This window comes from Nostocoides australiense Ben110, assembly GCF_001050535.1.
Lineage (GTDB): Bacteria > Actinomycetota > Actinomycetes > Actinomycetales > Dermatophilaceae > Nostocoides_A > Nostocoides_A australiense.
The window spans coordinates 1375247-1383469 of sequence record NZ_HG764815.1 but is presented as its reverse complement, the minus strand read 5'-3'; the positions used below and the strand labels follow the sequence as shown (position 1 = coordinate 1383469).

The following is an 8223-nucleotide window of genomic DNA, read 5'->3' as shown; positions in this document are numbered from 1 at the left end:
CCCGCCCCCCCCCCTGCCGATGCTGTGGCACTGGCTCTACACCCTCGACCGGCCGCCCCGGAAGGACCTCGGCACCGACGGCCACCCCGTCCGCGGCGCCCTCCCCGCCCCGCCGGAACCGGGACGCCGGCGAATGTGGGCCGGCGGCCGGGTGACCACCCACGCGCCGTTGCACGCGCACGTGCCGGTGCGACGGCATACCCGCCTCCTCTCGGAGGTGACGAAGGAAGGCCGCACGGGGACACTGACATTCGCCACGGTCCTGCACGAGATCAGCCAGGACGACCGCGTCGCGGTGCGGGAGGAGCAGGACATCGTCTACCGGGCCGCGCCCACTGCCCCCACCGCCGATGGGCGACCGCCCGGCGACCCGGAGCCCCCGCTCCCCGTTGCGGCCGACGAGTGGGCGATCGACGTCGACCCGGTGCTGCTCTTCCGCTACTCGGCGCTCACCTACAACGGACACCGGATCCACTACGACCGCGACTACGCGCGGGACGTCGAGGGCTATCCGGGTCTGGTCACGCACGGACCCTTGCAAGCGGTCTGTATGGCGGAGGCTGCCCGCCGCGGCGGCATCGACTCCAGCGTGGGTTACCACCTCGAATACCGTTTATTGGCACCGCTTTTCGACCACCAAGGCTTCGTCGTCCGGTGCGCGCCGGCCTGGCACGGGGCGGACCTGAGCGTCCGCGACCGCTGGGGCCGCCAGACCGCCGCGGGAGTCCTCGCCCGTCTCTGACGAGCACCAGGTAGGTCGTGACCATCCTCCGTCGGGTGACCAGGCGTCAGCTGGCAACCGCCGACCGGACGGGGTCAGGGCCTGCCCCGCTGCATGCGCGGCCCGGTCCCGTCGCACACCATGGTGTCGCTGCCGCTGCCGGCCCGATGGCCTTGTCCCAGTGGGCCATTGGCGCCACGCCCGCCCTGCATGGGCCCCGGCTCCATGCCGCCGCCCATCGTGGTTCCGTTGACGGCGGCGGTGAAGGCAGCGAGGTGCTGTTGCGACGCGGCCAGCAGCTGCTCAGGACGTTCTTGACGTCGGTCTTGGTCGTGGCCGCGATGCTCTTCTTCAGGTCCGCGATGTCCCGCTTCTCGAGGGTGACACCGACCTTCGCCGCCTCGGTCCGCGAAATCAGCCCTTGCGCCCTCCAGGTGGTGTAGAGGCTTTGGAGGGCAGGGTCGGCGTAGCTTCCGGCAGGACGCCCCGCGGAGGGGTCCGGGATCCGGTATGTGGTGAGGAGGCGGCCGATCGCCTCGAAGTGCCGCTGCTCGGAGAGCACGATCCGGGAGAACGGGGCGGCGCCGTTGTACGTGTTGCTGAAGAGCCGGTATAGATCGCGCGCCATCCGCTCCTCTTCGCGGTTGAAGGAGAGTATGGCGGCGAGCTGGGCATCGGCGGTCGATGTGGATGCGGTCCTGCTCGCCTCGTCAAATGCGATGCTCCGGGCGCCGGCGGCGCCGGCCCCGGTGAGTCCCAGGGCCGCGGCGGCCACGATCGCGACGACAGTGGTTCGGGTGCTGGCAACGCCCTGCGTGCCGTCGCGCCGCGGGGCAGGATCGTGGTGCGCAGCATACGGTCCGGCGCCTCGGCGATGCTGACTGTCACCGACGACGGCGAAGGCCTCGACAGCGCCGATCTCGAGCGGATCTTCGAGCGCTTCTACCGGGTTCCTGGGCGCCGAAGCGTCGAGGGTGAATCCGGACACGGGATCGGGCTGACGATCTCTCGGGCCTTGGCTCGCGGGCACGGCGGCGATCTCACGGCGGCCTCGTCTGGCGCCGGGCAGGGATCGACCTTAACGATGACCGTTCCGCTGCGCGACGACGCGTGACCCACGGCTTTGCGAGAGCCTGGCACGGCTCGTCATCAACGGGAATGGTCCCCCTCGCAACTCATCCCGCCACGCGCCCGCGCTCGCCGCGGACGGTTCGAGCACGACGACGGGTGTGGGGGTGGAGCGGGCGGCCGCCCAGGCGCCGAGGTTGGGGTCAACGGCGAGCCAGCGCGCCCAGATCGCCTCCCGCTCTGCGCCTTTCGCCTCTCGCGCAACAACATCTCGTGCCGGTCCACCCTTGAGACGGATGGTGGCGGAGGGCTGAGCGCGCAGGTTGAGCAGCCAGGCGGGGTGGCCGGGTAGCCACCGTTCATGGCGACGACAGACCAGCCGTCGCCGTGCGTCAGGTACGCGAGGATGACGCTGCGATCGGCCCCGGACCGACGCCCGGTGGTCGTCAACCGCAAGGCACCCCACCCGCGTTTGTTGGCCGGCGTCCAGAGGAACCGGCCGCCGCTGACACGATAGAGCAGGCGATGGATCCGCCAAGCGCTCTTGATGACCGGTGCCGGAGGCAGGCGGGGCGGGGCAGTGGCAGCACCGAGGGTCGGAGTCGAAGACATACCCACAGCTTCGCGATGCCCCGGCCGCCGGGCCATACGGGTCAGCCCTGACCGAGCCCGCCTCGCCACCGTCCAGCCCGCCGCGCCGCCCAATCGGTGAGCCACCGAGCTGCTGGTCGTGGGGCTTCCTCGGTCAGTTGGCGCCGTCGGGAAGGGCGCCGAGGCGCAGGAAGACGGTCTCGCCAGTGGCGTCGTCGAGACCGTCGTTGTCGGTGACGGCGACCATCGTGCCGCCGGAGACGGTGAAACCTTCGAGCTTCTCCCGGGTCCACCCGCGCGTCGAGCGCAAGGCCGGCAGCACGTCGACGACGAGGCGCTTGGGCAGAATCGGCAGGGTCACCGCGGGAGCGCCCTTCGCGGGGACGTCGACGGCATATACGCGCTTGACACGGGCGTTCGGGCCATTGAGCTTGTCGCGCTCGATGACCGCGACGGTGTTCGCGTCGAGGGCGGTGATCTCCGACAGGCCCATCCAGTCGCCGTCGGTGGTCGTGGTGGTCAGCCGGTAACCGAACCACGACCAGGTGCCGGTAGCCACCGAATAGCGCCCGATGCGGGCGACGTTCTCGCCGTCGATGGGACCGTCGGCGCCGGCCGGGTCGGCCCACAGCGGCCGCTGCAGCGCCACGTAGACAACCTCGTCGGCGCCGGTGCCGATCGCACTGACACCCTCGATGCCCCACTTGCCGACGTGCGCGGCGATATCGGCCGGCAGGCTCACGCGTTGCTGGATGCGGCCGGCGCTGGTGGTGCGCACCAACGCGTTCTCTGCGCCCGTCGCCCCCTCGACGCCGAGCCAGTAGCCACCGGCCGCACGGGCCGAAATGCCTTCCAGGTCAAGGCCGACGGCCACGCCGGACTCGTCCGTGACATCGACCGCGGAGGTGATCAGCGCGGGCCGTTTCGCGGTGTTGATCTGGTAGATCCGACCGGTCGCGTATGCCGAATCGCTCACCGCAGCAAGGCGATTCGTCGTGCCCGGGATGGCGCTCAGCCCGGAGAGCGCGCCCCAGCCGATGGGTGCCCCTCCGGCATACGCGGACACGATCGTCGGGAACTCCAGCCGGTTGTCCGGACCGCCAAGTTTGAAGAGGTTGACCGAGGAGCGCACCTGGGCGTCCGAGTCGTCCACCTCGGAGGAGACGGCGAGCAGTCCCCGCGACGGGATCGGCAGGACGCCCTCAGGGCCGTTGGTCGTCGGCAGCAGCAGCCGGAACACCGGCGACATGGGTTTCGTCATGTCGTATGCCGCAACGAAATTCGAGCGCTCAGAGGCGACGAAAGCATACCGCTTGCCGCCCATGGTCGCCACCGCCAAGCCCTCCGGTTCGGTGCCCTTGTTCTCCGCCCGGCCCTCGTTGTGCAGGCCGTACTTCACGGCCAGGCGCTCCAGGCTGACACCGGAGTCCCAGGCGATGCCCTTGGTCGCGCTGTCGAAGACGGTCCAGCCCCGGCTGCCGCCCTTCCAGTCGCCCTCGTTGGCGGTCGCGAGGTAGCGATCGTCCACCCAGGCAATGGCATCGGGCTCGCGGGGCACGGTGATCGTGCCGGTGAGCGAGATATTGCCGTCCTCGAGGGTGTCGACACGCGTGCGCGTCACGATGCCGGCCGACCAGGCCTTGGTGACCTTCTTCGTCGCCAGGTCCACTAGGACGATGCCGTTGTTCTCCTGCAGCGTGACCGCCGCGACACCGCGCGAGTTGATCGTCACGTATTCCGGCTCCGGGTCCCGCGGTGTGTCCAGGCCGGCGGCGGCAAGCATCGGAATCGGCGCACCGGTCGCTGTCGTCAACGGCACCTTCGTCGCCACCCACGACGACGGGCTCGCGGTCGGCATGTCGACGACCTGAAGGAACCCGGCGGGCAACTGAGGCAGCTCACCGTCGTTGACGTCCTCGTCGCGCTCGTTCTCGATGGCAATGATCGCGCGGCGCTCGTCGGCGCTGACGTCGATCGAATCAGGTTGTCCCCCAAGAGAAATGGTTCGCACCACCTTGCGGTCCGACAACCGGACGACGACGAGCTTGCCGGACGGCTCGACATACGAGGCGCTCGTGTCGACCACCACGAGGACGAAGCCCCCGACGACGTGCACGCTGGTCGGCTCTGCGTCTGCGTCACCCAACTGCTCCATCGACAGCGTCCCGAGGCCGTTGGGTGCACTCGCGTTGCTGATGTCGACGAACCCGATCCGTTTGCCCGCGGAATCGGTGTAGATCAGCGTGCGCCCGTCCTTGCTCGCCGTCGAGATCTCCGCAACGGTCTCCTCCAGCGGGTCGACGCCGGCGGGCACGTTCTGATACACGGGGTAGGTCGCCATCCGCGCGAACGGCCCCGTGGCCGGAACGCCGGACCAACGGCGGGGGTATGCCGTGCGTCGCCTTCCCCCAGATCCCGCCCGGGTGGCCACCGGCGCTGACCTGGTCGGTTGTCCAGTTCTCGCCGCTCCGAGCCACGTCTCTTGGAGACCGGCTGGCCGGCATGTGCTGGTCATCGTGCGGCCATCTGGATGCCACGTGTGAGGGCCACACTGGGCCGGCATGACGACGCTGCGCCGTATGCTGCCGCCCCTCCTCCTGCTCTCCCTCGCCGCCCCCTCCGCGATCGCTGCCTCCGATGATGAGGACCGTCTCCCGCGGGGGGCGGTGGATACCCGTGTCGAGACGCCCACCCTCTATGACGACGATGCCGGTGGCAACGCCTCCGGTGACGACCCGGCGATCTGGGTGCACCCGAGTGACTCGCGCCGCTCGATCGTCATCGTCACCGCGAAGGAGGGCGGACTGCGGGTGTACGACCTGCGTGGCCGCCAACTCCAGAAGCTTGCCGCCACCCCCGCGCCGCGGCCGGACGGCGTGCCCGGTCGCTTCAACAATGTCGACATCGCCCGCGGGCTGATGGTCGGCGGCAAGCGCACCGACGTCGCCGTGGTCAGCGACCGCTACAACGACCAACTCCGCTTCTTCGCGATCAACCCGGCCGGCGCCGCAGCGACCCGGCAACTTCGCGAGGTCACCGCCCCCGGCGTGCCCTTCGTCTTCCAGCACACGCGCGCGGGCGTGGACACGGAGAAGACGGCATACGGCCTGGCGGTGTGGCAACCCACAGGTGGACCGACCTATGTCGCCCTCACCCAGGAGGGCACCACCCGGATCGCGACCGTGCGATTGACGAGCTCTGCCAACGGAATCGGCTACACCGACTCCCGGCACCTGCCTCTGCCGGCCAGCTTCCCGCTGCCCAATGGCACGACCTGGAGCGTATGCAACGAGCCGGGCACCCGGCCGCAGCTGGAGGGCATGGCCGTCGACAACGCCCGCAATGTCCTCTATGCCGCGCAGGAGGATGTCGGCCTGTGGCGGATCCCGCTGCCGCTCTATTCGGGGCAGCCGAAGCTCATCGACAAGGTCACCGACTTCGGCATCACCGACCGCTGGGACGAGGAGAGCGAGGAGTGCGTACCGGTTGACCCCGACCAGCCTGCGACCTACGCCGGACACCTGCTGACAGCCGACGCCGAAGGCGTGGCGATCGCCCATGCCGGGGCGGGCGGGCAGATCGTCGTCTCCAGCCAGGGCGACGACCGGTTCGCCGTCTACAACCTCACCGGAGCAAATAGACCATTGGGCAGCTTCCGGATTCGCGGCATCGACGGCGCCGACAATGTCAACGGCTCCGACGGCCTGGACGTCGTCACCGTCCCCGTGGCTGGCTTTCCTCGCGGACTTCTGGTCAGCCACGACGAACCCGACAGCGGTCCCGGTGTCGACTCCGAGCGGGACCCCACCAACTTCTCGTACGTGCAATGGGGTGCCGTTGTCGACGCCCTCGCCCTCCCGCGCTGAGCGACGTCCGCGGCCGTGGTCAGCCGATCACCGGCGCGCGCTGCAGATCGTTCAGGTCGGGGTTGACGGCGGCGAGGAGATCCATGAAGGCGCCCGACCCATGCGCGTCGATGAAGACGGCCTCGCTCGCGCTGATCGAGGGGTCCCCGGCGGCGAAACGGACGAGCTGGAACGGTCACGGGTCCCGTCGAGCAGCTCATGGCGGCGCCCGTCAACGGGCATCGCATCGAGATCGGCCGAGTGAACTCGCGGTCCGACGTCACCACGCCGCTACTCGTCGCCGCGCAGGGTGAACGAGCGCAGCCGGTCGCCGGTGAGCCAGAGGGCGCCGAGCGTCACGACCAGGGCGGCGAGGACGGCATACGACAAGGGGAGGAAGGCGTCGTCGAGGCGGGCGCTGAACCGGTAGCCGACCTGTCGCCCCCAGGCGCCGATCGAGACCCACTTGATGCCGGTGAGCAGGCCGCCGAGCAGGCCCTCCCACATCAGCACGAACAGCAGCCCCGCCACGACGGCGTGCCGGGTCACCGCCGCCAGCGCCAGAAACAGGGCCGAGTATGTCGTGCCCGCCACCGCACCCGCCGCGCCCCACGCGAGCGCGCGCCGCGGGTTGCCCGAGTCCATGATCAGCCCTGCCACGACCAGCGGCAGTGCCCCCAGCGCGAGAGTGGCGAGCCACGCCACGACGAACTTGCTCAGCGCGATCACGTGCCGGGACACCGGTTTCGCCAGCAGATAGACGATCGAGCCGTCGTCGATCTCCGGCCCGAGCACCGCGCTCGCGGCGAGCAACGCGACCAGCGGCAGCGCGAGCGTGTAGCCGAGGGTGAGGACGGCGTCATACCCGCCGTCGGCGTCGGTCAGGACGCGCAGCAACACCGCCAGCCCGATCAGGAGAGCGGGGATGACGAGCAGCACCACGCCGCGGCGTCGGCCGAGGAGGGCCTGAGCGGAGAGTCGGGCGATGGTGGGGTTCATGCGGGGCCGCCGACGAGGTAGGCGAACACGCTCTCGAGGGATTCGTCGCTGGGAGTCAGTTCGAGGATCCGTATGCCGCCCTCCCTGGCGAGGTGGGGCAGGCGGACGGCGAACGCGCCCAGGTCGGCGACGGAGACGTCGAGCCCGCCCTGCCGACGCAGGGTGACGCCGAGGACGGAGGGCTCGGTCATGAGCGCGGAGGCGAGACGGCGATCGTCGGAGGAGGCCACGGCATACTGCATCGGCCGGTCGGTCATCAGCCGGCGGATGGTGCCGAAGTCGCCGGAGGCGGCGTGCCGCCCGGAGACGACGACCTCGATGTGGCGGGCGACCTGCTCGACTTCTTCGAGGATGTGGGAGCTGAACAGCAGCGTGCGGCCCTCCTCGCCCATCCGCCGCAGCAGTGCCATCAGGTGCATGCGTTGGCGCGGGTCGACGCCGTTGAACGGTTCGTCGAGGAGCAGGACGGCCGGGTCGTGGACGAGGGCGGAGGCGAGCTTGGCGCGCTGGCGCATGCCCTTGGAATAGGTGTCGATGCGCCGATCGGCGGGGTCGGTCATCTCGACGGTCGCGAGGGCGCGTTCGGTGGCGGCGCCGGGGTCGGGTAGGCCGTGCAGTTCGGCGTTGGCGCGCACGAACTGGCGGCCGGTGAGATAGCCGAAGCTGAGTTCGCGTTCGGGCACGAGCCCGATGGTGCGATAGGCGTCGGTATGCCGCCAGATCGGCTTCCCGTCCAAGGTCACCGTGCCTGCGGAGGGGGCGAGGAAGCCGGCCATCATCGCGATGAGGGTGGTCTTGCCGGCGCCGTTGGGGCCGAGCAGGCCCGTGATGCCGGGGCCGACGGTCATCGAGATCCCGTTCACCGCAACGACATTCCCGAACCAGCGGGAGGCAGCGTCGAGAGTCAGGACACTCACTTCGTCGCCAGCTTCCGATAGCGCCAGACCAGCCCGGCGACGCAGGCGAGGGCGATGGCGAGGAGGACGGCGGCATACAGCC

The 8223-nt window shown here is 70.0% G+C and carries 7 protein-coding genes and 1 pseudogene; 3 read left to right on the top strand and 5 right to left on the bottom strand.

The window, feature by feature from the left end:
• Positions 1 to 742, top strand: a 742-nt coding sequence (locus BN11_RS23505; protein WP_235435391.1) for a hypothetical protein, incomplete at its 5' end; no start/stop codon positions are given.
• A 46-nt stretch (positions 743 to 788) separates the two neighbouring features.
• Here the strand turns inward: BN11_RS23505 and BN11_RS06660 are convergent.
• Positions 789 to 1496, bottom strand: a complete 708-nt coding sequence (locus tag BN11_RS06660; protein ID WP_048696051.1) for a ferritin-like domain-containing protein — start codon at positions 1494 to 1496, stop codon at positions 789 to 791.
• Here BN11_RS06660 and BN11_RS24640 point away from each other — a divergent pair.
• Positions 1389 to 1835 (top strand): ATP-binding protein, encoded by a 447-nt coding sequence (locus tag BN11_RS24640; RefSeq protein WP_327152896.1) that lies wholly within the window; start codon positions 1389 to 1391, stop codon positions 1833 to 1835. The genes BN11_RS06660 and BN11_RS24640 overlap by 108 nt on opposite strands.
• Here the strand turns inward: BN11_RS24640 and BN11_RS21730 are convergent.
• Both BN11_RS21730 and BN11_RS06650 read right to left on the bottom strand, forming a co-directional pair.
• Positions 1800 to 2401, bottom strand: a pseudogene (locus BN11_RS21730) (nitroreductase/quinone reductase family protein). The gene BN11_RS24640 and the pseudogene BN11_RS21730 sit on opposite strands and share 36 nt — an antisense overlap.
• Positions 2402 to 2534: 133 nt before the next feature.
• A complete protein-coding gene (locus BN11_RS06650) occupies positions 2535 to 4721 on the bottom strand; it encodes an esterase-like activity of phytase family protein (RefSeq protein WP_235435389.1) in 2187 nt (728 codons plus the stop codon).
• Positions 4722 to 4941: 220 nt separating this feature from the next.
• Between BN11_RS06650 and BN11_RS06645 the strand changes: the two genes are divergently transcribed.
• Positions 4942 to 6246 carry a phytase gene (locus BN11_RS06645; protein ID WP_053084024.1) on the top strand — a complete coding sequence of 435 codons (1305 nt, stop codon included), beginning with the start codon at positions 4942 to 4944 and terminating at the stop codon, positions 6244 to 6246.
• A gap of 270 nt (positions 6247 to 6516) precedes the next feature.
• Here the strand turns inward: BN11_RS06645 and BN11_RS06640 are convergent, their stop codons facing one another.
• Positions 6517 to 7224: an ABC transporter permease subunit gene (locus BN11_RS06640; protein WP_048696045.1), complete on the bottom strand. Its 708-nt coding sequence runs from the start codon at positions 7222 to 7224 to the stop codon at positions 6517 to 6519.
• On the bottom strand, positions 7221 to 8141 hold the full coding sequence (locus tag BN11_RS06635) for an ABC transporter ATP-binding protein (RefSeq protein ID WP_048696042.1): 921 nt from the start codon (positions 8139 to 8141) through the stop codon (positions 7221 to 7223). The genes BN11_RS06640 and BN11_RS06635 overlap by 4 nt, the downstream gene beginning before the upstream one ends.
• Between the last annotated feature and the right edge of the window lie 82 nt (positions 8142 to 8223).